Genomic DNA, 21,269 nt, shown 5'->3' with positions numbered 1-21,269 from the left:
AGGGGGCTGAGACTGGTCTAAGAAGCCGGGCGGCGGTTGATGCCCCGTCGGCAGCCCAAGAGGGGCAAAGTCCAGAAACTTCCGGACGGAGAGACGAGATTTGGGGTACGCCGGGAGCAGCCGGAGTCGTCACGGCAGTCCCGGCAGCGGTCCAGAAGCCGACTGTTGCTGACGGCGACGAGAGGGTCGACGGCCACCTCAAGGGTAGAGTCGCCGAGCGTCCGTCACTGTACCCAGTCAGCGCGGGCACTGCTGACCCTCATTGGTCCCACCTCGCGCTTCTGACGGAATGGCCACCGCCCATATCGGCGTGAGTCCAGTCGACCGGCTTCCGACAGCGGTGACCGAAATGATCGAACTCGCTCCACCGGCACGGCCCGAACATCGGCTCGAGCCAGCTGTCGATGATCTCTTCGGCCACATTCTCGTAGTCGGCGCGTTCGGGATGCAGGCGTTCGAGAAGGCCAGCGATCATGATGTCGACGCCGAGCGCGGCGAGTTCCAGCCTTTCGCTGCGCTTGACGTGCCGTGCAGACATTGCGGCGAACCTCGCGCGGTTGAGCCGACGGAAGGCATCGAACAGCGGCGGGAGCACCTGTTGCAGCTCGCCCTGGGTGATATTCGTAAAGCAGCAGACGTCGTCGAGCTCCCATGTTGGCTTCTCGAGGACGATCATGTCTGGTGAATTCTTGGATGTCCCTCCGGTGAGCAGGCGACGCTCCAGGCGTTGCGACCGTGCCAGGTACTCTGCCGTGAGATCGCGGAAATACCGGGCGTAGGCGTCTCTGGTGGATGCCCGGGGTACTTCGGTCTTGCGGATGATGGTGCGAGTCATTTTGATGTCTCCGTTTACGTTCGGGTTATCGCGCCTCGGAGGGGAGGTGCGCGGAAGGCTCGAGGTGGTCCTCGACCCATGCGTCCACGTCGGTCTGTCTCCACCGCACTGCCCGTGACCCGAGCTTCGCCGCGCGAGGCAGCGATTCACCCGTCGAACGCATCCGGTAGATCGAGCTGACGCTGAGGCCGAGCTGGGTGGCGAGGTCTTCGACCGTGAGTAGAGAGGAATGCCTCGCTTCGCCGCTTCGTGTATCCACAAGTTCCTCCGTGTACAGATGTTAATACTTGTATTCATGCTATTGGCTTCTCGTGTTAATTACAAGTGCTGTAACCTGTGTTTATGGATGCTGTGACCCTCAACGCTGCTCTGGGCTCGTACTTGTCGTTCGTGCGGCGGGCGAACCGGCTCACGCTCGATCAGATCGCCCGGGCGGGCCGGCGATACGGTGCGACTTGGAGTGCCAGTAGCGTGCGGAACCTCGAACAAGGACAGGCGACGCCCGCGCTCCCGACGCTCATCTATCTTGCGCTGGCGCTTGGTGACCTCACCGGCGATCGGCTAAGACTTTCCGACCTGCTGGGGGATGCGCAGACGCTCAAGCTTGGTCCGGGTGATCAACGTCCCGTGACGCGCGCATGGCTCGATCGTGTACTCGAGGGACACGCCGTCGAGCTGTCAGACGCCGACTATTCGCGTGACTCGTCATCCCGCGATCCTTACGACGAGTTCGATGAAGAACTTGAGCATGCGGCGCTGCAGAAAATGCGCGAGTTGTCCGGACACAAATTGACCGCGACGGAGCGAGCGGACCAAGTCGCTCAACTGCTCGACGAGAGCCAAATGCCTCCGCAGCCGGAATGGGACCGTGAAGATGGGGAAGCCCCGGCGAGTCTGGCGGAAGAGCGGGCGGCCAAGAAGCTCGGCATAGAGACCGGGGAACTCCAGCGAAGAGCGATCCAACTCTGGGAGCGTCCACTGGAAGAAGAATCCGCGCGGCGAGCCGGGGCCGGAAGCACACCGCAGGCGCGCGGCCGCGTAACGCGCGTGCTTGTCGACGAGATCCGCGAGGCTGCGGCTAAGGAGGTGTGATGGTTCGGCCCAGAATGAGCATCGGAACATACGGAACGATCAATTCGGTCGAAGTACGGCCCGGCAAATGGCGGGCACGCACGCGGTACAGGTTTGCCGACGGCAAAACCAGACAGGTCGAGAGGTTCGGTGCGAGCAAACCGAAGTCGGAATCCGCCTTGAAACGGGCGCTGACCACCATCGAGACCGGCCGCGGCGGCGAGCTCAAGCCCACGACGCCGCTACACGTGCTCGGGCAACTTTTCCTCGCCCACAAGCGCGACCTACAACTCTCAGAAGGCAGTCTCGAGACCTATGGCTACGCGGTCACCGCGCACATCACGCCGCGGATCGGTGATCTTTCCGTGGCGGAAGCCAAACCGGACCGTCTGCAGAAATTCCTCAACGCGGTGCACAGGGAGTCGGGTCACGGCGCGGCGAAGAATTGCCGGTCTACCTTAAGCGGCATGATGTCGCTGGCGGTGAGTAACGGAGCCATCTCCCGAAACCCAGTACGTGACGTCGAGCGCATCGCCCAATCCAAGGGGAAGAAGGGGGCTTCCGCTATCGCTCCCGAAGACCTCGCCGACCTCATGGGCAAGCTCCGATCGGCCCCCAGCCTCATCGAGCAAGACACGGTCGAGCTTCTCGAGTTCATGGTCGCGGCGGGGTGGCGAGTCGGGGAGGCCTGCGCTCTCGATGTTTCGTCGATCGACTTCCAGGCGAGCACCGCCGAAGTGGAGGCTACGAACGTCCGCGTGAAAGGTCGCGGAATCATTCGGCAAACAGTACCGAAGACTGACGCGGGCTGGCGCGTTACACCGCTGCCGGAGCCGACCATGGATCTACTGCAACGGCGGCATGATCGCCTCAAGGAATTCACGACGCTGCTTTTCCCCACGACCGTCATGACTCTGCGCGATCCGTCGAACACTCAGCGGGAGCTCCGCGACGTTCGCGACGCACTGGGCTATCCGGAACTCTCGACCCACACCTTTCGCAAGACCGCCGCGACGATGCTCGATCGGGCCGGGATGTCGGCGACCGAGATCGCGGCGTTCCTCGGGCACAAGAACCCGTCGATGACACAGGACGTCTACATGAACACCCTCAAGGGCGACACGAGAGCCGGTGCGGTAATGCAGAAACAGCTCGACGGGCTGATTTGAAAGTGCGATGCGGTCGTCAACGTTCATACAACTGCGCGGCGACACTATCGATTTTTTCCTGGTTCAAGGATTCCCTAGCGGCTGGGGACGAAACCGTCCTCGAGTCTGATGCTCCTGATCATTTGCTGACTGCGGTATCGGCCCGAGTCAAGCCATTGGTATGGTGGAATGTATGAGGGGGGACGGCTTTGAAGGCCGTCTGTATGCATCCGTAGGCGGGCAACTCCGAGAGCCCGGCCAGGGCATTCAGCACCTGTGGATGTGTAAAACGTTGATAATCCATATGCTCGAAGATGAGAACTCCCAGGGGGTGCATGTCGTCCCCATCGTTCACGCGGATACCTCGAATGCTGCGGGCTTTCATCATGACACCAATGCCAGTGCCGTAGGGGAGGTCGGCGTTTCTGGCTTGGTATTTCGCCCAGGCATCTGAGTCTGTCCGATTGCAATCGTCATCGCATTGGCCCAATGTCCATGCCGCACTGATGAGGCCGATGTCATCGGGATACGTGCCTCGGCCGGCTTTCGCGAGTGACGGATCCGCTGAGATCCGCGAAATCATGACGAACGCCGACATCTTTGCGTCATGGCGATACGCCGACACTCTGCTTTGCTCACTCCAGACGCCCAGCTCTTCGAGAGTTGCCTTCAGTGGGGCTTCGAGTGCGGCCGCGAGACTGTTTTGAATGGCTTCCGCTGCATTCCTCTGGCTGGCCGCATTGTTCTCGCGGAGGTGTGCGAGCTGTTTCTTGTACGTGTCTGCTTTTTCTTGAGCGGCGAGAGCGTCGTGCTGCAATTGGTTCTTGGAAGCCGTTTGTCGCCGATCAAATATTGCCGAAAGGATGATCAAGACGAGGAGGAGCGGCATTATGATACATGTCGTCTTTTCGATCCCGTCGAGGCTGGCCCAGTCAAGGCCAGAGACTATGAATCTGAGTATGGCAGGTGCTGCGACGATGGCACCAAGGACGGCAACTGCAATCGTCAACGAGACTGGGAAATACTCGCGTATTCCCATGATGATACGGGCACCGACCCAGGAGGATCTTTCTTCTCCGGTGAGTCCGTCGGGCTCTGGGGTCATACTGCCGTAAGTGGACGTAACCCGCGTCCAACTTCTTCATAGTCCTCGTCTGTCGCTGGGCCGCTTTCCGATACTGCAGTCATAGCCGGTGCGAGTTTGCTCATGAGTTCGTTGACGCGGCGTTGGGCGTCGGGATTGCTTTGTGCTTTGATGGCGAAGGAGATATCGATATCGGAGGCTTCAAGTCCGTCATTGATTTGTACACGGAAAGCCTGCGGGAACTTATCCGGCGTGAGAGCCTTCTTGAACGCATTGAGCAGACGCGCACGACTTTGTGCGTGCCCAGTCTCGATTGTGACAGAGACGTGAAAATCGTGGAGTGTAGCGTCGCTTGATTTCATGACAGTCCCTTCGGAGCCAATATTCATACCATACCGCGCAGTATCGCTCGATGGTAGAAATGACTCGCAATCGTGCGGCGCGCAGAGTCGCCTTCGCCGGTCTTCGAATTGAAAGTGCGGGGTTTATGCGGGGTGCTTGACGGTTATAAAAAGAAAACCCCCGGAAGACCGGGGGTTTGGTGGCTCCGACCGGCGTCGATCCGGTGACCTTTCGATTTTCAGTCGAACGCTCTACCAACTGAGCTACAGAGCCTTAAGTGACGAAAGCCGCTCCTTAACTCTAAGGAGCGGTCTCGCTCGCGACCCCGACGGGACTTGAACCCGCGACCTCCGCCGTGACAGGGCGGCGCGCTAACCAACTGCGCTACGGGGCCTTGCTGGCTGCAAGGGTATTGCACCGTGCTACTTCAATGAACTACACACTGTCATAAACAGCCTGCGATATCCAAAGCAGACGCCTTGCATACCGTGTAGCCCCAACGGGATTCGAACCCGTGTCGCCGCCGTGAAAGGGCGGTGTCCTAGGCCCCTAGACGATGGGGCCCAGGGGAAACAAAATGCTTTCGGGATTGCTCCGTCGTTCATTTCGAACCTCACACAGCATAGGGCTAAAACATGCCTGTTGGCAAAACGAGATGCGCCCGCCGTGCAAGCTTCCACGGGCCTGCCGGAACCGTTGTCGCTTTCCGCGGGCGGCGCGGGCACACTGGAGCCATGATCTGGATGTCGGAAGAAGAGTTCGAGAACGTCGTATCGGACGCTCTCGACCTGATTCCCGGCGAGGTCTCGGCCCGCCTGAAGAACATTGCGCTCGTGATCGAGGACGATCCTCCGCCGGGTGGCCCCGTCCTTCTGGGCCTCTATGAAGGAGTGCCGATTACCGAACGCAGCGACATGTGGGGGATCGGACCGTTGCCGGACAAGATCACCATCTTCCGGAATCCGATTCTTTCCATCTGCGAGACGCCCGAGGAGGTCGCGGAAGAGGTGGCCGTCACCGTGGTCCATGAAATCGCGCACCATTTCGGCATCGACGACGCCAGGTTGCACGAACTCGGTTGGGGTTAATTTCGTCACGGGCGCCCGGTGAGCGGTCGACGCGCCGATAGTGTGGGAGGCATGGGACTCGGCCACGATCACGGCATGCCGACCACCGCCGCGGGTAATCATTCTCGACGCATGGCGCTGGTCCTCGGCATCACGCTGTCGGTGATGGTGCTCGAGTTGATCGGAGCGCTCGTTTCCGGGTCCCTGGCACTCTTGTCGGACGCCGGGCACATGTTTACGGACGCCGCCGGTGTCACTATCGCACTGATCGCCACCCGACTGGCTGCGACGCCGGCGAACGACCAGCGCACATTCGGGCTGCAACGCACCGAAATCCTTGCCGCGTTGAGCAATGCGGTCGTGCTGATCGTCATAGCCGTGCTGATCGTGGTCGAAGCGATCTCGCGACTCGGATCCGCCGCTTCCGTGCACAGCATGCCGATGTTGATCTTCGGCATCATCGGCCTTGTCGCCAATGCCATCTCGATGAGCGTCTTGGCGAGCGGACAGAAAGCAAGTTTGAACGTGCGCGGCGCGTACCTCGAGGTGCTCGGCGATCTGCTGGGATCCGCCGCCGTCATCGTGGCATCCGTCGTGATCATGACGACCGGGTTCGAACCGGCCGACTCGATTGCGTCGTTGTTGATCGCGGCCATGATCCTGCCGCGCGCATGGTCGCTCTTGCGCGACGTCGTGAACGTGCTGCTGGAGGCCACGCCCAAGGGCATTGATTTGGAAAAGGTGCGTGACCACGTCTCATCCGTGCCCGGCGTCATCGACCTGCACGACCTGCATGCGTGGACAATCACCTCGGGGGTCCCGGTGCTCTCGGCCCACGTCGTGGTCGAGCGGGACTGGCTGGACGCGGACGGCATCGATCACGTCCTGGACCGGCTTGCCGACTGCTTGCGCGGGCATTTCGACGTCGAACATTGCACGTTTCAGCTTGAGCCGGCCGATCATTCGGCGCACGAACCGCGACTCCACGACTGAACAACGAGCCGCCCTCCCCGCAAAACGCGCCGCGGCGTCGGGAACGCGCCGTCATGACGGCGCGGGCTATACGCCGCGGCGCGTTTTGCGGAATAGGCGGCCAAGCTCGGGGAAGGCCTGTTCGTATCCGTCGAGCAAATGCCCGGCCGTCGATTCCGAGGCGATCAGCGGATGAAATGCGAACGCACGTTCGGCAGCCGCCCGCGATCCGTTGTCGACTGCGTCAATCACCTCACGTTCGGACGCCTTGACTGCTGAAACGAGCGACTGCTGGTGCAGTGACAGCGGCTGCGTCCGGGCGGGTTTCGCGCCTGCCGGTGAAACGGTACACGGCACCTCGACTATCGCCTCGCCGGGCAAGCAGGTGATGGCGCCGTGGCCGGGGACGTTGAGAATCAACTCGCCGCCGGAGCCGCCCGATGCCCCGGCCAGGCGGCGCATGAGCTCCAGTGCGACTCCCTCGTACCCGCCGCCGGACAAATCACGTTCGTCACGGTCGCCGGCGCCGGCGGCTGCCCGGTTATCGGCCATGTACCCGGCCTCGCGAGACGCGCGAGCATCCACCCATCGCCGGTAGGCGTCGTCCGGCGGCGTTTGCGGCCCGGTGCCGGCGAAAAAGGCGCCGACGTCGCGCTCGATCTCCTCGCCGCGCGTCGTCACAGCGTTGCGCACGCTGCGCAGGGTTTCGTCCCGACGATAAAAATAATCGAGGTACTCGTTTGGCAACGCGCCGAGAATGCGCAACCAGTGCGGTCCGAAGAGCCGGCCTTCTTCGAATGTCGACACGGCGGGGGAGCGAAGGAGCGCCGGTAGCCGGTCCACGCCGTCCACCGACAGGCCATTCAGCCACCCCAGGTGATTCAGCCCGCCGTACTGAGCGGTCGCGGCCGCCGGATCGAAGCCGCCGGCCCGGCACGCCCGGCGGATCAACCCGACCGGCGAATCGCAAATGCCGATCACCCGGTCGCCCAGATAGCCGCGCGCGGCCTCCGTGACGATTCCGGCCGGATTCGTAAAGTTGATCAGCCAGGCATCGGGCGCGATCTCGGCGATCCGCCGCGCCAAAGCGTTGGTGACCGGAAGGGTGCGCAGCGCATAGCTGAGACCGCCGGCGCCGACGGTCTCTTGGCCGAGGACGCCGGCATCCAGCGCGACTTTCTCATCGAGCACGCGGCCGTGCAGCCCGCCCACGCGAATGGCGGAGAACACGAAGTCGGCTCCGGCCAGCGCGTCGTCCAGGTCGGTCGTCGTCCGGACGTCGAGCGGCACGGGACGGCCGGCCCCGGACCCCCTCGCCGTTCTCCCCGGCGCGACGCCGAGCGCGCCGCGTTGGCCGCGCAGGACGGCGTCCATCGTGGCAAGCGCTGCGGGGTCCGTGTCGTAGAGGTCGACCCTGTCGATGATGGTGTGGCCGTCGGCAGCGGACCCGATGAGCGCGCCGATCACGAGCGGCACGCGGAATCCGCCACCCCCGACGATAGTGAGTTTCATGGAAGATCCTCCTGCCCGGGGCATGCCCGCTGCGACGGCGATTGGACAGCCTGGGCGACAATGGAAAGAGAGCAACGCTAATTAGAGCATAGTTTTCGAATTGCGAGGTGCAACGTGGTCTCCCGCGGACAAGGTGACGAGCGGCTTGCCGAACAAACGCCGCTCGTCGGGGAACCGCACGATCCGCTGTCCAAGCTGCGAAGCGGGATCCCGGGCGAGTCGTTCGACCTGGCACTCGTCGGCAACGTCTTTTACGACATAGTGTTCACCGGCCTGCCGCACGCTCCCGAGCCCGGCAGCGAAGTGCATGCCGAGGGAATGGGGTCGTGCCCGGGCGGCGTCGCCAACCTGGCCGTCGCCGCCGCGCGGCTCGGCCTGCGTACCACGCTGGCGTCCTCGTTCGGCGAAGATCTGTACGGCGACTTCTGCTGGGAAACCCTTGAATCGGGAGAACGGATCGACTTGTCGTCATCCCGTCGCATTCCCGCCTGGCATTCGCCGGTGACGGTGTCGGTGGCGCATTCGTCCGACCGGTCGATGATCACTCACGAACACGATTCGCCCATCGCGACCGATGAGCTGACGGCCGGGCTGCCGTCGTCACGAGCCGTATTCGTCGAGCTCGAGGAGGAATTGCCCGGCTGGGCCAGGAAACGTGCGGCGGACGGCGCGCTGGTGTTCGGCGGCACCGGCTGGGATTCCTCGGGGACGTGGTCGGCCGACAACCTCGACGGCCTGAGCGATTGCCATGCGTTTTTGCCGAATTCGTCCGAAGCGATGCGCTGCACCGGCAAAGACACCCCCGAGGCGGCATTGCGGGCGCTGTCCGAGCTCGTCCCGCTGGCCGTCATCACCCGGGGGCACCGCGGCGCAATCGCCATCGACTCGTCGACCGGCGAGCAGGCGGAAGTCGAGGGCCTCGTCATGGACGCGATCGATCCGACAGGAGCAGGCGACGTGTTCAGCGCGGCCCTGATCGTCGGCACACTCGCCGGGTGGGACCTCGTCCAGCGGCTTCGCATGGCCAACCTGTGCGCGGCGATGTCGGTGCAATACATCGGCGGATCGCTTTCGGCGCCGGGGTGGGCGGATGTCGCGCTGTGGTACACGCACATGCGGGCCGTAGGGGACAGACGCCTGCGCGAAGAGTACGAATTCCTCGGTGACCTCATCCCGCTAGAATGGCGGCCCACATCGGATCGCCGGTCGACCGCGACACTTGGGCTGCGCCCCTATCCCGCAACTGCAAAGGAGACGCACAGTTGAATAACAATTCGTCTGCCAGCAAGACTCACGTCGGCACACCGGCCACGCGCATCCTTGAGCAGATCGGTGTCCCGTACGAGATCCATGCGTACACGCATGACCCTGCAGTGCGCAGTTTCGGCGCCGAAGCATCGGCCAAACTCGGCGTGGAGCCGCACCGCGTGTTCAAAACGTTGCTGATCAAGGTCGATGACGATCTGGTTGTGGCGATTCTGCCGGTGAGTTCGCAGCTGGATTTGAAGGCATTGGCATCAGCGCACGGCGGCAAGAAGGCGCATTTGGCCGGGGTGGCCGAGGCCGAGCGTCGCACCGGCTACGTCGTCGGCGGGATGAGTCCGCTCGGTCAACGGCAAACGTCCCCGACAGTGCTCGACATGTCGGCCTTGGACTTCCAACGAATCCTGATCTCCGGCGGACGACGCGGCCTCGACATCGAGCTGGCCCCCAACGACCTGGTCATGCTCACCAATGCCCATGTGGCCAGGATTGCCCGCCCGGACTGATCGGCGTGCCGCGCCACCGCTAGGTCGCCTCGCGCCGTCCGGGGCCGGGGCCCGGCTCCCGAAGCAGTAGCCCAAGCGCCGCCGGCGGTGGGAAACTAGATCATGGTCAATCGGATCCTCGAGGAATTCGAGCGGGAGGCCGCGGCCCGGGGTGCCGCTCCGTCCGTCGAGTTCGCCGATGGCTGCGTGGATTCCGGGCCCGGAGCGGCGCTGCCGTCGAACTTGCCCGTGATGGAACTGGCGTCCGGCGCTTCGGCTGCGGCAGGGTATGCGGCGGCTATGTTGGCGGCCGCCCGCAACCGGGCGGCCCCTCCGGCCGTCCGCGTGGACCCGTTGTCGGTCGCCGCCGCGTTCCGGTGCGAACGGCTCATGCAAGTGGGCGGGGCCGTGACCGAACCGTTTGCCGACCTGTCCGGCTTCTTCCGCGCCCGCGACGGCTGGGTTCGCACGCACGGGAATTATCCGCATCACCGCCGTCGGCTGCTCGCGGCGCTGGAGCTGCCGTCCGGCGCGGGGCGTCATGACGCCGAGGCGCGAATTGCCCGGCTCGGCGCCGCCGACATCGAATCCGCCGTCCGCGACGCCGGCGGGATCGCCGTAGCGGTCCGCACGGAGCACGAGTGGCGCCGTAGCGAGGAATACACCGCGCTGGCCGGCGTGCCGATGACCGAGGTGCGACGGCTCGGACACGCCCCGCAGAGGCTGCTCTCGCACGGCATGGGCGCTCCGGCGGCCGGACTGCGGGTGCTGGACCTGACGCGCGTCATCGCCGGGCCCGTGGCCGGCCGGACGCTGGCCTGGCTCGGCGCGGAAGTGCTGCGCGTGGACTCGCCCGGGCTGCCCGAATTGCGCCTGCAGCACCTGGCGACCGGCGCCGGCAAACGTTCGACGTTGCTTGACTTGCGCGCCCCCGAGGACCGCTGCCGGTTCGACCACCTGGTGGGCGAGGCGGACGTCGTCCTGTTGGGCTATCGCACTGCCGCGCTGACCCGGTTGGGGCTCGAGCCGGGCGAGCTCGCCGACCGGAATCCCGGGTTGGTGATCGGCAGGCTGAGCGCGTGGGGCGATGCCGGCCCGCGTGCGGGCGAGCGCGGGTTCGATTCGATAGTTCAGGCGGCCAGCGGCATCGCCTGGCGCGAATCGGACGGCGAGGTGCCCGGGACGATGCCGGCACAAGCGCTCGACCACGCCAGCGGATATCTGCTGGCCGCCGGAGTGCTGGCGGCAGTGACCCGGCAATTGTCCGAAGGCGACAGCTGGCGTGTCGACTGCCGGCTGGCGCGCACGGCGCAATGGCTGCTCGAGTCGACGCCGCAACGCCTGGCCGAGACCGGGCCGCACTGGGATTTTGCCTCGCGGTTGGCGGGCGTCGACACGCCGTCCGGACGTCTTGAAATGGTCCGCCCGGCCGTGCGCGTGGCCGGCGTTCCGGACGAGTTCACGGGGTGCGGCCGCGAGTGGGGCGCCGACCCGCCGCGCTGGGCACGGGACGAATAGCTACGTCAGCAGGTCTTTCAAGACGACCGCCTGGTTGTGTTTTTCGTCCTTGGCGCTATAGACGAGAGTGACCGTCGAGTGATCGGCGACGAGGGACTGCAAGTCTTTCCACGCATCGCTTCCGGAAAGCTCTTGCTTGTACTTGCGAGCGAATTCATCGAACTTGTCCGGGTCGTGCCCAAACCATTTGCGCAAGTCGGTCGAGGGGCCGACCTCTTTGACCCATTCATCGATCTGCGCCTTGTCCTTCGAGACGCCGCGCGGCCAGATCCGGTCGACAAGAATACGGAAACCGTCGGCCTTGGCCACCTCGTCGTACGCACGTTTGAGACGCACCGTGTGCGTGCGTGACTTCGCGTCGGTCACGTCGTTTCCTCCCTGGTTCCTACGGTTTCGAATTGGCTGGGATTGCGTCCGTGCAGACGCCGATGGATCGATGCCCCGATCCGGGTGGCCTGCAGTTTGGCCCGCTCGGCGTGCTCACCCGCGTAAAGCGAATCGACGTTGGCCTTCCAGATTTCCAGCCAGCGTTCGAAATGCGGCCATTCGAGCGGGTCGACCACGTGGATGTCGAAATGCACCTGCAGCGCGTTGCGCCGATACTTGCCCGCTCGAAATAGGACGGTCTCCCAGAAATCGGTCATGATCGGCATGTGCTCGTCAAGGTCGAGATGACGCTCGAAGATGCCCTTCAGCATCGGATCGGCCATCGCCGTTTCGTAAAACGACCGCACCATGCGCGCGACATCCGCACGGCTTTTCAAATCGGGCAATTCGGGCATCTAGTCTTCTCCTGAGGTCGGACGGGTTGCGGGTGCAGCGCTCGGGTTACCGGCTCGCACGTGCGCTATGCACAAGTTGGGCGCGACAAACGGGACCAGCGACGTTTCGGACGGCGGTGCGTCAAGACTGTCGAGGACGCCGCGCAGCAAACCCAGGTGGACGGCGCAGGCGACCTCCGGGTGTTCGCGGGCGACTGCCGCGAACGGGCAGTGGTGCAAAATGATGCGCTGTTCGGAGCCGTGATCTTCGGCTTCGGCTTCGAATCCAAGCTCGTTGAACGTTGTCGACACGCGCTCGGCGGCGGTGCGCAGATCCGAGTCGCCGGATGGCGTCAGATGTTGCGCGGCCGCCCAATCGCGGCCCGCGTTTTCGGCCCGGGCGGCGGGGGAGGGAGCGTCGTCGCCCCAATGGCTGGCCAGCACCTTGGCCAGGCGCGCGTAGCCGGCGGAATCGTCGTCCTCGGTCTTGCTGGTCGCTGAAAAGAGCAGACGCGGACGGCCGCGACGGGCGGCGCGTTCACGGGTGGCTTCGATCAGGCCGGCATCGGTGAGCGCGTCGAGATGGAACCGGACGGTCGTCACGTGCAAATCGGTCGCCTTGGCCAGGGTCGCGGCGTCCATGGCCTCGCCGGATTCGCGCAGCAAATCGAGCAGCGTCAACCGCCGTTCGGAGCCCAGGGCGGCATGCGTCCGGGTGCGTCCGGTCGGTGTGTCGGTTCGTTGCGGTGCCACGTGACCATCGTATCGTTTAAAACGCATAGTACTCGTTTTAAATGGCGATTACGGCAATTGATGAGGCGCCATGTGGCACCCTGTGGATATGAGCGACGACCCCGAGCAGGCAATGGTATTTCCGGATGCGGCCGCCTGGCGAGAATGGCTGACCGGGCACCATGACTCGGAAGCGGCGCTGTGGCTCGTCTTGTCGAAGAAGGGCGGCACCGAGACCGAGTTGGATTATCCGGCCGCACTCGACGAGGCACTGTGCTTTGGCTGGATCGACGGTCGCGTGCGCTCGCGGGACGCCGGCAGCTTCATTCAACGATTCACGCCACGAACGGCACGCAGTGCCTGGTCGGAGCGCAACGTTCGTTACGTCCAGCGGCTCACGGACGCCGGCAAAATGGCACCGGCCGGTCTCGCCGCGGTTCGGGCCGCGCAAGACGACGGGCGGTGGCAGAAAGCGTACGCCGGCCCGGCGTCCGCCGAAGTGCCCGCTGATTTAGCCGAAGCGATAGCGGACAATCCGGACGCGCAATCGACGTTCGACTCGCTCACGTCGCAAAACAGGTACGCACTGATCTATCGGTTGGGAACCGTCAAGCGGCAAGAGACCCGGCGGCGCAAAATCGGGCAGTTCGTCGAGATGCTCGCCCGGGGCGAGACTCTCCATCCGCAAAAGCGGAAGTGACCGGACGGCGTCCCGGCACGGGTACCGTCCGAAGCCGTGCGGAAGTCAGGCCAGGAACGCGGCGATCACGATGAGAACCGGGACGGCAGCGATCGTGGTGAGCAATATGCTGTCGCGGGCGATCGTCTGGCCGCGGGAATACGTGTCGGCGAAATTGTAGATGTTCTGAGCGCCGGGCAGGGCCGCAAGTACGACCATGACGAACAAGAGGTGGCCCGATGCGCCGAAAAGGAAATGCCCGCTCACAAACGCAATGGCCGGCATGCCGACCGACTTGAGTGCCGCAGCAGTGAGGATTTCCTTCCGGCCCGACCCCGCCTTCAGCGGTTTGGACCCGCTGAGCGACATGCCGAACGCCATGAGCACCAACGGGACTGCAGCGCCGCCGAGAAGCTTGAACGGTTCGAAAACGGGATCCGGAAGATGCACGCCCGTCAATGAGACCACGACCCCGACCGCCGAAGCGATGATCATCGGATTGCGGAACGGCTGAGTCAGGATCGCGCGAAGGGAGACGGAGGCACGCGTGGTCATGTCGAGCACGGTCAAGGCCGTCGGGGCAAAGACGATCAGCTGCAGCAACAGCACCGGCGCGACATATGTGGCGTCGCCAAGGACGTACGAGGCGACGGGGATGCCGATATTGTTGGCATTGACGTAGCTGGAGGCCAACGCGCCAATTGTCGTTTCGGCGGCCTTCCTGCGGAAGAACAGCCTGCTCACACCGACGAAGATGGCCGCCGAGAGCACCGCGCTGATCAGCGACGTCCGGATCACGGTGGAGAACGCCGCGTGTAGATCGGCCCCGGCCAGCACCGTGAACAAGAGGGCGGGGTTCGTGACGAAAAAGGCCGTGCGGTTGAAAACCGGCCGGGCGCGCGGGCCGCAAATCTGAAAGCGCTCGATGACGTAACCAACGGCAATGACGAAGGCGATGATCGAAAAACCCGTTAGTACGCCGCCCACGGGTTAGAGCCTACGACAATCGAGCATATTCGCACATTGGTGTCTCAGTCCGCGACTGGCGGCGAGGCGATCGGATCGGGCCGTTGGAGCCGGCTGCAGCGGACGAGCGGTTCAGCGTTCTGGATCCGCTTCAGGTGGGCTGATCGTCCTGTCAAGGGCTATGACTTGAGAAGACTCCCTATCCGCGCAACCTCTCAATGGTCTCGATGGCCACGTTGGAATCGTTGAACCGGTACCGACCCCACCGAGACATCGTCAAGCTTCGCTCCAGCCACGCACCTGGAAATGTTTCGCCAGGTGGAGGTCGGTGATAGCTACGGCAGTGGCGGTATCGAGCCCTGCGGGATCGGAGAGCAACTGCAGATTCAGTCCGTCGAGCAAGGCCACGGTCGCGACCGCGAAGAGTTCAGCATCGGTCTCGGTACACGCTTGGCCACGTTGTTGAGCGAGTCGGAAAGCGTCGGCGCAAAGCCGCCGGAGGTGAGTCATGATCTCGTGCTGTACTGCGGAGAGGTCTGGCGTGACGAGCGCTCGGGCGGCGAAGGCAAGATAGACCCGGGTCTCCCGGCTGCGACGTTCGTCCAATGGCATGAACTCCTGCAGCGCGATACGTAACACCGCGCGCACATCCCCGGTGCGCGGAATCGCTTCCACTCGGACCAACGCGTTGTGGATGACGTGTTCGAATGCGAGTCGCAGCATCTCTTCCTTGCTACGGCAGTAGTACTGGACGGTGCCGATCGATACCGCGGCCGCGGAGGCGACCTCACGGATGGTCACCCGGTCCAGGCCATGCTCGGAAATGATGTCCATGAGCGCGTTCAAGACGCGGTCCCGCGCGGATGCTTGATGCCTCACATGTTCGATCATACCATCGTACTATACAACTGTATGGTTCAAGCGTATGATTTGAATCATGTCCACTCAAAACGAGTCGACGCCCACCACGACGCCACTCCTTCCCATACGGAAGTTCCACCCGCTTCGTCTACTTCGTCATCGCAGTGTCCAGATCGCTCTTGTGGTCTGGTTGGCAGTCAACGTCACGCTCATCACGATCGCCGGTGGTCATCTGCCTTTCCAAGCGTCATCGCTGGCAACCCCTCCCGCCCTGGACAAGGTGATTCTCACTAATGCGATGTTCGTGGAGGTATTTGTGCAGATGACGATTGTGCACTTGCTGACTCGACACCGCCCGGTGCCCGACATCGCCTCCCGGGCGCCTGGACCGAGTCAGGCGAAACGGGAAGTGTCGTACATGTTGGTGTACGGGCTGGTCGCGATGCTCGGCGGCTTCACGCTCGGCCGACTCCTCGGCTGGCACGCGTTCAGCTTTCATCTGGATGGCATGGTGATCAGGACCGGGCAACCCGTCGTGCCAGCCGAGGCGATCTGCTGGGCGCTCTATAACGGCGTCGTCTACGCCCTCATCCCCTACCTGGCTTTCCGGCGCCGCTACAGCAACACGCAACTCAACTTGAAGTCGTCCAACCGGAAGGCCGACTTCCTGATCATCCTCGTGGTGCTCCTCGTCGAGTCCGCGGTGCAGCTGGTCTCCGCCGAATCGTCCATCCTGACGATTTCCGCCCATCAAATCTTGCTGGGTGCCCCTATCACGTTCATGCTCGCCTTCGCCGGAACCGTACTGCCCACAATGGTTTTCATCTACTGCATCCTTGCCCCGCGATATCTCAAGCTGACGGACTCGATTTCCGCGACGGTGATCTTGGGTGGCGTCACGTACGCGTTGCTGCACTTCTTCGACGGCTGGACCACTTTCGCATCACCGGCTGACGCGCTCATGTCCCTGTTGTATCTGTTGCTGTTTTACACCGGACCGGGCATGTTCAAGACATTCATCACCATTCGCACCGCCAACGCCTGGACGCACGTGTGGGCGTATCACGCGATCGCACCACACGTTGTGATCGATACGCCGATGTTCGTCAAGATCTTCGGCATTCGATAGGCGATCAGCACCAACCCCCCGCCGTGATGTTTGATGCCTGGCGAAGTCAATCTGCGGTAACGCGCCATCGTAATTCGACTCTCAAATCGCGGATTAATGTCGCCTCGGTACGGGAATGTCGCCGACGTTGATAATCCTTCCGGGCTTGCCTAACGGTCGAAGCGTCGGGTGAGTTTGCGAACTTGGGGATGCGCTGGCCGCAGGATGAACTCGTATTTACTTCAAGTGTTGGAACGCCTTTGGAGCCGCAAAACGTGAATCGGGCCTTTTATGCGTTGCTGTCAATGTTGCTGTCAATCGCTCGTGTCAAGCGGCGGCCGCGGCGCATGACGACGGGATGGGTGGGCCCCGTGGGGCTCGAACCCACGACCCACGGATTAAAAGTCCGTTGCTCTACCAACTGAGCTAGAGGCCCTCACCGGCTCGATAGCGCGGTGAACCGTCTGAATGACAGCTCTCTAAAGTTATCGCGTCGGCACGTCCCGGCGCAAAACCGTTCGCCGTGCTCAGCGATGTAGACGCAAACGGGTTCGCAGCTGCTTGACCGGGCCCCCTTGTTTCAGGGTCTTCGGGCGCTTGAACGGGTCGGCCAACTCCGGCGGGAAGAACTCCGGAGCCGGGCCGAAGGCGTACCGGGCTGAGGCGATCACCCGTTTGCCCATGACGCGGTTACCGAAACCGCCGATCGCGGCCCCGATGCCGAACGGCAAGACGCGCCCCACCACCCCGGCACCTTGCTGGACGGCAAACCGCTTGACGAACGTCCGGCGCAACTTCGCGGTCAGCTTGGACACGGCCGCCCGGGGCAGACTCGACGTGACCATCGGGCCCCACTGGCTCATGACCGAAGGACCTGTGCCGGCGGCGTGCGCCGCGAATTGGCGCACCATTTTCGTACCGGAACCGCCAAGCATCATGGTCATGACGAGCGCATGAGCCCGCCCGGGCTCGGTGACGGCTATTCCGTGGATCTCGGTGACCGCTTGGGCAAAGAGGGCGCTGGCTTCCAAAAACCCGGCCGTCTCGACGCCGGACAAGGCCAGCGACACTCCGGTGCCGACTCCGGGGACGACGGCCGATGCGCCCACTGCCGCGCCGCCGCCGATCATTGCCGTGAGATAGCGCCGTTCCAGGAGCGCGATGATCTCGGCCGGACTCGAATCGGGATGCCGCCGGCGTACCCGCCGGATGTCGGCGAGCACGACGGGTCGTTGGACCGAGAGGAATCTGTCAAAGCCGCCGTGCAGACCCGGGTGCAGTGTGCCGTCGTCCCGAATCGCCGCGTGCGCGGCGATCTCGAGACCCGGTCCGTACGTGTGTTTCCATCGTTTTGCCACCGCGTCAGTTTACGTGGCGCGGCTGACAGTAGCTTGCGTGCCGACGAAAAGAACGGCCCCGGCGGATGCCGGGGCCGTTCTCGCGATCGAACCGATCGGTACTCTTACTTCAGCGTGCCCTTGGCAAGCTGCTTCGGGAAGTCGGGGTTGTTGGACAACCACTGCTTGACCATGGCCGGGAACTTCGTTTCCTTGCTATTGGCATGCTTCGGTCCGTACATCAGGTTCTCCAACGTGTTGAGCTTGCTGTCGGGGAACACGAAGTTGCGGACGAGCTGCGCCAGCTGCGGATCGTCTTTCGACAGGTCCTTCCGCGCGAACGCGTGGATGTACTCGGCTCCGCCCATAGCGCCCTTCGGATCCTTCAGGTCGCGCATCGGGTAGGCCTTGTACGCCCAGTGCGGGTGCCACAGCGTCACGGCGATGTTCTTGCCGTCTTGCTGGGTCTTCTTGATCTCGGACAGCATCGCCGGCGAGGACGACGTGATGAACTTCAGGCTCTGCAAGCCGTAGTCCGGAATCGTCTTGTCCTTGACGACGCCGGTTTCACCGGCGCCCGGCTCAATGCCGACGATCCGGTTGTCGTAGTCGGAGGCCATTTTCTTGAGGTCGCCGATCGACTTTGCCGGCGACTTCTTGTTCACTGCGATGGCGAGCTTGGCGTTGTCGTACCAGCAGCCCAGATCCTCCATCTGATCGCCGTACTTCTTGATGTACGTCTTGTGCGTGGTCGGCAGCCAGACGTCGGTGACGAAGTCGATCTGTCCCTTGGACACGCCGGTGAAGAGGGCTGCAGCGTCATAGCCCTTGACCGTCACGTCGTAGCCGCGCTTTTCCAGCACGTTCTGGAGCAGATATGACGTGGCGAACGACTCGGGCCAGCCGTTGAAGGCGCCGATCGTGATGTCGGTCTTCTTGTCGTCGCCCGTGCCCTTCGTCGACGACACGTCCTTGACGTTGGCCGTCACGTCGCACTTGCCGTACTTCTTCATATAGCTGGCGTTGCTGCCGCCCGAGTCACTGCCCGAGCCGCCATTGTCGTCGCTGCCTCCGCCCGAGTTGCTCGCGCCGCAGCCGGAGAGGGCCAGCATGCCGACGGCAAGAACGCCGATCAGCGAATGCATTTTCGTCTTTTTCATTCTTCTGCCTTTCTATTTAGTTGCAAGTAGTTGATGCTTTTGCCGCTACGCTTTGACCTTCTTTGCCTTCGCGACCTTGGAGCGTGCGCTGAACGCGGCGCTGAGCCGGTCCAGGAAGATCGCGATGATGACGACCGCGAGACCCGCGTTGACGCCCAGTGGAACGTTGAGCGTTTGCAGGCCGTTCGTCACGTCCGCTCCCAGCCCGGGTGCGCCCGCCATACCGGCAATGACGACCATCGACAACGACAGCATGATGACCTGGTTGATCCCGGCCATGATGGTCGGCATCGCCAACGGGATCTGGATCTTCCACAAGATTCCGGATGGCGTGGAGCCGAACGATTTGCCGGCCTCGACGACTTCCGGGTCCACCTGCCGGATACCGAGTTCGGTGAAACGGACGCCCGGCGCCAGCGCGAACACGATCGTAGCGATCGCGCCCGGGGTGACGCCCACACCGAAGATCACGAGCACGGGGACCAGATAGACCAGCGGCGAAAGCGTCTGCATCAGGTCGAGGACCGGTTTGATCGTGTTCGACACCGCCTCGGACTTCGACGCCCAGATACCGATGGGAACCGAAATGATCACGGCGATGACGACTGCCAGGATGACGAGCGCCAAGCTGTTCATCGTGTGTTCCCACACGTCGAACGATCGGATCAGATAGAAACCGATCAGCGTGAAGAGTGCGAACTTCCACCCCCGCACGAAGTACGCGATGATCGTGAACGCGATGATGATGTAGATGTAACTCGGTGTGGCCAGGATGAAGTTCAGCCCGTTGTAGGCACCGTCCAGTACGATCTGGACGAAATCGAAAACGAGCGGGATCGCCGTCTGCAGCCAGTCGATGAAGTCGGAGACCCAGTCGCCGAGCGGAATCGACGGCGAGAGAATGTCAAAGCTTGCCAATCGCATTACTTCACTCCCTCGTTCGCGTCGTCATCGGTTGATCGCTCCGGATCGTACGAAGCTGCCGAGTGGGCCGGGCCCGTATCACCGGGGCCCGGATCGTCCGGCCCGCCGTTGTCCGGCGTATTTCCGGCCGATCTGACGCCGCCGTTGACCGGGACCCCGGCGTGCAGCTCGCCGTTATCGGCGATCACGGGGAATTCCCCGGTGTCGGGTCCGATATTCGCCATCGAGGCGAGCAAGGCGATTCTCGGGATGATGCCGACCAGACGGTCATTGGCATCAACGACGCCCAACGGCGCAGCCGAACTGCTGGACGGTGCAAACAGGCTGGTCAGCGGATCGTCCTCGCTGACCAACGTCATCTCGTCCTTGTGTACCAAAGGTTCGAGATCGGTCTTGCCCTCGCGCACTGCACGAACAACCGCACGGTCTGACACGATCCCGACGACCTTGCGGTCGCGGGTGACGATGACCCGGCTGATCTGGGTATCCTGCATCACCTTCAGCGCCCCGCGCGGCCCGGCGCTGAACGGCACCGTTGCGCGCGGCTGCTCCATGATGGACGAAGCCGTCAAAACGCGGGCACGATCGACATCCTGGACGAATTTGGCCACGTAGTCGTTGGCCGGGTCGGTCAGCACGTCCTCGGCCGAGCCGATTTGAACGATCTGGCCGTCGCGCATCACCGCAATTCGCGCGCCGATATGCATGGCCTCGTTGAGATCGTGCGTGATGAAGATGATCGTCTTGCCCAGGGTGGCCTGCAGGTCGATGAGCTGATCTTGCATCTCTCGCCGGATCAGCGGGTCGAGAGCAGAGAACGCCTCGTCCATCAGCAGGATGTCTGTCTCGGCTGCCAGCGCACGGGCCAGCCCGACGCGCTGCTGCATACCGCCGGACAGCTGGCCGGGCAGTTTATCGCCCCATCCGTCCAGCCCGACCTGCTTGAGCCAATGATCGGCCCGTTCAAGTCGTTCGTTGCTGTCGATGCCCTGGATCTCCAGCGCGAATCCGGCATTTTCACGGACGGTGCGGTGCGGCAGCAATGCGAAGTGCTGGAACACCATCGCCAGCTCCGTGGCGCGGACCTGGCGCAGCTTGGCCGCGCCGATCTTGTTGATATTGGTGTCTCCGATGAAGACGTCGCCGGCCGACGGCTTCCACAAGCCGTTGAGCATGCGGATCAGCGTGGACTTACCCGATCCGGACAGGCCCATGACGACGAAGATCTCGCCCTCTTTGACGTTGAAGCTCGCATCGATGACGGCAGCCGTGCCGAGATTTTTCACATCTTCGCGAGTCTCGCCGTTCTTCAGGCGTCTGACGGCCTCCGACTCTCGCTTTCCGAAGACTTTATAAAGATTTTGGACACGAACCTTATCCATCCGCGTCACCTCCGCCTATAGTCGTATCGTCTACATCGCCCCAGTCGTATGCACCGCCAGTA

23 protein-coding genes and 4 tRNA genes are annotated in these 21,269 nt (G+C 63.1%); 9 read left to right on the top strand and 18 right to left on the bottom strand.

Annotation, left to right across the window (positions count from 1 at the left end):
• Positions 1–259: 259 nt before the first annotated feature.
• Together BJY26_RS01920 and BJY26_RS19305 are read right to left on the bottom strand one after the other, a co-directional pair.
• Positions 260–835, bottom strand: a complete 576-nt coding sequence (locus BJY26_RS01920; protein ID WP_179425180.1) for a hypothetical protein — start codon at positions 833–835, stop codon at positions 260–262.
• A gap of 25 nt (positions 836–860) precedes the next feature.
• Positions 861–1,094 (bottom strand): helix-turn-helix transcriptional regulator, encoded by a 234-nt coding sequence (locus BJY26_RS19305; protein WP_179425179.1) that lies wholly within the window; start codon positions 1,092–1,094, stop codon positions 861–863.
• Between the two features lie 83 nt (positions 1,095–1,177).
• On the opposite strand from BJY26_RS19305, the gene BJY26_RS01910 reads away from it, so the two are divergent.
• On the top strand, positions 1,178–1,927 hold the full coding sequence (locus BJY26_RS01910) for a helix-turn-helix domain-containing protein (protein ID WP_179425178.1): 750 nt from the start codon (positions 1,178–1,180) through the stop codon (positions 1,925–1,927).
• Positions 1,928–2,085: 158 nt separating this feature from the next.
• Positions 2,086–3,075 carry a tyrosine-type recombinase/integrase gene (locus tag BJY26_RS01905; protein WP_179425176.1) on the top strand — a complete coding sequence of 330 codons (990 nt, stop codon included), beginning with the start codon at positions 2,086–2,088 and terminating at the stop codon, positions 3,073–3,075.
• A 118-nt stretch (positions 3,076–3,193) separates the two neighbouring features.
• Here the strand turns inward: BJY26_RS01905 and BJY26_RS01900 are convergent, their stop codons facing one another.
• The 5 genes from BJY26_RS01900 to BJY26_RS01880 form a co-directional block, all read right to left on the bottom strand.
• Positions 3,194–4,063 carry a hypothetical protein gene (locus BJY26_RS01900; protein WP_179425174.1) on the bottom strand — a complete coding sequence of 290 codons (870 nt, stop codon included), beginning with the start codon at positions 4,061–4,063 and terminating at the stop codon, positions 3,194–3,196.
• 92 nt (positions 4,064–4,155) lie between these two features.
• On the bottom strand, positions 4,156–4,500 hold the full coding sequence (locus BJY26_RS01895) for a hypothetical protein (protein WP_179425172.1): 345 nt from the start codon (positions 4,498–4,500) through the stop codon (positions 4,156–4,158).
• A gap of 177 nt (positions 4,501–4,677) precedes the next feature.
• Positions 4,678–4,753, bottom strand: a tRNA-Phe gene (locus tag BJY26_RS01890).
• 47 nt (positions 4,754–4,800) lie between these two features.
• Positions 4,801–4,874 (bottom strand) — tRNA-Asp (locus BJY26_RS01885).
• 97 nt (positions 4,875–4,971) lie between these two features.
• Positions 4,972–5,044: transfer RNA gene (locus BJY26_RS01880), tRNA-Glu, on the bottom strand.
• 170 nt (positions 5,045–5,214) lie between these two features.
• On the opposite strand from BJY26_RS01880, the gene BJY26_RS01875 reads away from it, so the two are divergent.
• Together BJY26_RS01875 and BJY26_RS01870 are read left to right on the top strand one after the other, a co-directional pair.
• On the top strand, positions 5,215–5,568 hold the full coding sequence (locus tag BJY26_RS01875; RefSeq protein WP_179425170.1) for a metallopeptidase family protein: 354 nt from the start codon (positions 5,215–5,217) through the stop codon (positions 5,566–5,568).
• Between the two features lie 51 nt (positions 5,569–5,619).
• On the top strand, positions 5,620–6,540 hold the full coding sequence (locus BJY26_RS01870; RefSeq protein ID WP_179425168.1) for a cation diffusion facilitator family transporter: 921 nt from the start codon (positions 5,620–5,622) through the stop codon (positions 6,538–6,540).
• 66 nt (positions 6,541–6,606) lie between these two features.
• Here the strand turns inward: BJY26_RS01870 and BJY26_RS01865 are convergent, their stop codons facing one another.
• On the bottom strand, positions 6,607–8,031 hold the full coding sequence (locus BJY26_RS01865; RefSeq protein ID WP_179425167.1) for a family 4 glycosyl hydrolase: 1,425 nt from the start codon (positions 8,029–8,031) through the stop codon (positions 6,607–6,609).
• A 114-nt stretch (positions 8,032–8,145) separates the two neighbouring features.
• Here BJY26_RS01865 and BJY26_RS01860 point away from each other — a divergent pair, with 114 nt between their 5' ends.
• The 3 genes from BJY26_RS01860 (at position 8,146) to BJY26_RS01850 (ending at position 11,297) form a co-directional block, all read left to right on the top strand.
• Positions 8,146–9,297, top strand: a complete 1,152-nt coding sequence (locus tag BJY26_RS01860) for a PfkB family carbohydrate kinase (protein ID WP_179425165.1) — start codon at positions 8,146–8,148, stop codon at positions 9,295–9,297.
• Positions 9,294–9,800, top strand: a complete 507-nt coding sequence (gene ybaK / locus BJY26_RS01855) for a Cys-tRNA(Pro) deacylase (RefSeq protein WP_237248830.1) — start codon at positions 9,294–9,296, stop codon at positions 9,798–9,800. The genes BJY26_RS01860 and ybaK overlap by 4 nt, the downstream gene beginning before the upstream one ends.
• 102 nt (positions 9,801–9,902) lie before the next feature.
• The gene (locus BJY26_RS01850) at positions 9,903–11,297 is read left to right on the top strand and encodes a CoA transferase (RefSeq protein WP_179425163.1); all 1,395 of its coding nucleotides are present in this window, start codon (positions 9,903–9,905) and stop codon (positions 11,295–11,297) included.
• Here BJY26_RS01850 and BJY26_RS01845 read toward each other — a convergent pair whose 3' ends face one another.
• From BJY26_RS01845 to BJY26_RS01835, 3 genes are read right to left on the bottom strand one after another with little or no spacing between them, the layout of a single operon-like run.
• Positions 11,298–11,663, bottom strand: a complete 366-nt coding sequence (locus tag BJY26_RS01845) for a DUF488 domain-containing protein (RefSeq protein ID WP_237248831.1) — start codon at positions 11,661–11,663, stop codon at positions 11,298–11,300.
• Positions 11,660–12,079: a group III truncated hemoglobin gene (locus BJY26_RS01840; RefSeq protein WP_179425162.1), complete on the bottom strand. Its 420-nt coding sequence runs from the start codon at positions 12,077–12,079 to the stop codon at positions 11,660–11,662. The genes BJY26_RS01845 and BJY26_RS01840 overlap by 4 nt, the downstream gene beginning before the upstream one ends.
• Positions 12,080–12,811: a helix-turn-helix transcriptional regulator gene (locus tag BJY26_RS01835; RefSeq protein ID WP_218852213.1), complete on the bottom strand. Its 732-nt coding sequence runs from the start codon at positions 12,809–12,811 to the stop codon at positions 12,080–12,082. It abuts the gene before it with no gap.
• A gap of 88 nt (positions 12,812–12,899) precedes the next feature.
• Between BJY26_RS01835 and BJY26_RS01830 the strand changes: the two genes are divergently transcribed.
• The gene (locus BJY26_RS01830; RefSeq protein ID WP_179425160.1) at positions 12,900–13,490 is read left to right on the top strand and encodes a YdeI/OmpD-associated family protein; all 591 of its coding nucleotides are present in this window, start codon (positions 12,900–12,902) and stop codon (positions 13,488–13,490) included.
• Between the two features lie 45 nt (positions 13,491–13,535).
• Here BJY26_RS01830 and BJY26_RS01825 read toward each other — a convergent pair whose 3' ends face one another.
• Positions 13,536–14,456: an AEC family transporter gene (locus BJY26_RS01825; protein WP_179425159.1), complete on the bottom strand. Its 921-nt coding sequence runs from the start codon at positions 14,454–14,456 to the stop codon at positions 13,536–13,538.
• Between the two features lie 255 nt (positions 14,457–14,711).
• Positions 14,712–15,326: a TetR/AcrR family transcriptional regulator gene (locus BJY26_RS01820; protein ID WP_179425158.1), complete on the bottom strand. Its 615-nt coding sequence runs from the start codon at positions 15,324–15,326 to the stop codon at positions 14,712–14,714.
• Between the two features lie 46 nt (positions 15,327–15,372).
• Here BJY26_RS01820 and BJY26_RS01815 point away from each other — a divergent pair, with 46 nt between their 5' ends.
• On the top strand, positions 15,373–16,425 hold the full coding sequence (locus tag BJY26_RS01815) for a hypothetical protein (RefSeq protein WP_218852212.1): 1,053 nt from the start codon (positions 15,373–15,375) through the stop codon (positions 16,423–16,425).
• Between the two features lie 342 nt (positions 16,426–16,767).
• Here BJY26_RS01815 and BJY26_RS01810 read toward each other — a convergent pair.
• The 5 genes from BJY26_RS01810 to BJY26_RS01790 form a co-directional block, all read right to left on the bottom strand.
• Positions 16,768–16,840, bottom strand: a tRNA-Lys gene (locus BJY26_RS01810).
• 91 nt (positions 16,841–16,931) lie between these two features.
• On the bottom strand, positions 16,932–17,762 hold the full coding sequence (locus BJY26_RS01805; RefSeq protein ID WP_237248832.1) for a hypothetical protein: 831 nt from the start codon (positions 17,760–17,762) through the stop codon (positions 16,932–16,934).
• Between the two features lie 104 nt (positions 17,763–17,866).
• Positions 17,867–18,901 (bottom strand): glycine betaine ABC transporter substrate-binding protein, encoded by a 1,035-nt coding sequence (locus BJY26_RS01800; protein WP_179425156.1) that lies wholly within the window; start codon positions 18,899–18,901, stop codon positions 17,867–17,869.
• Positions 18,902–18,946: 45 nt separating this feature from the next.
• Positions 18,947–19,825 (bottom strand): ABC transporter permease, encoded by an 879-nt coding sequence (locus BJY26_RS01795; protein ID WP_179425154.1) that lies wholly within the window; start codon positions 19,823–19,825, stop codon positions 18,947–18,949.
• The gene (locus BJY26_RS01790) at positions 19,825–21,207 is read right to left on the bottom strand and encodes a quaternary amine ABC transporter ATP-binding protein (RefSeq protein ID WP_179425152.1); all 1,383 of its coding nucleotides are present in this window, start codon (positions 21,205–21,207) and stop codon (positions 19,825–19,827) included. Before BJY26_RS01790 ends, BJY26_RS01795 begins: the two co-directional genes overlap by 1 nt.
• Positions 21,208–21,269: the final 62 nt, after the last annotated feature.

The organism is Spelaeicoccus albus (assembly GCF_013409065.1).
In the GTDB taxonomy this organism is placed as follows: Bacteria; Actinomycetota; Actinomycetes; order Actinomycetales; family Brevibacteriaceae; genus Spelaeicoccus; species Spelaeicoccus albus.
Note: the sequence above shows the minus strand (reverse complement) of the source record. Positions and strands in the feature narration are given on the sequence as shown.